Annotated in this window: 1 protein-coding gene; it reads left to right on the forward strand. The window is 74.9% G+C overall.

What is annotated here, in order from left to right:
* Positions 1-653: DMT family transporter (locus KUM32_RS38630; RefSeq protein WP_217146468.1), on the forward strand; the 653-nt coding region annotated here is incomplete at both ends.

The following is a 653-nucleotide window of genomic DNA, read 5'->3' on the forward strand; positions in this document are numbered from 1 at the left end:
GGGGCCTGGCCGTATCTCGTGGCCTCCGCCGTGATCCACGTGCTCTACCAGGCGCTGCTGATGCGCTCGTTCCGGCTCGGCGACTTCGGGCAGATGTACCCGATCGCGCGCGGCACGGCGCCGCTGGTGGTGACCGTGCTCGCCGCGGTCTTCGTGCACGAGAGACCGGGCGGCTGGCAGACGGCGGGCGTCGTCGTCGCCTCGGCCGGCCTGGTCGGCCTCGCCCTGTGGGGCATCCGTGGCTCCGGCGCCCGGCCGCACTGGGCGGCGCTGGCCGCCGCGGTGGCCACGGGCCTGTCGATCGCCGCGTACACCGTCGTGGACGGCGTGGGCGTGCGCGCCTCCGGCACCTCGATGGGCTACATCGGCTGGCTGATGATCCTGGAGGGCCTGGCCATCCCCGCGTACGCGCTGGCCACCCGGCGCGGCGCGCTCGTCGGCCAGCTCCGGCCGGTGGCCGTGCGCGGCCTGGGCGGCGGGGTGCTGTCGGTCTTCGCGTACGGGCTGGTGTTGTGGGCGCAGACCAGGGCGCCGCTCGCGCCGATCGCCGCACTGCGCGAGTCCAGCATCATCGTGGGTGCCGCGATCGGCGCGCTGTTCCTGAAGGAACGCTTCGGCACGGCCCGTATCGCCGCCGCCGGTCTGATGGTCGC

The organism is Streptomyces sp. AC627_RSS907 (assembly GCF_019049165.1).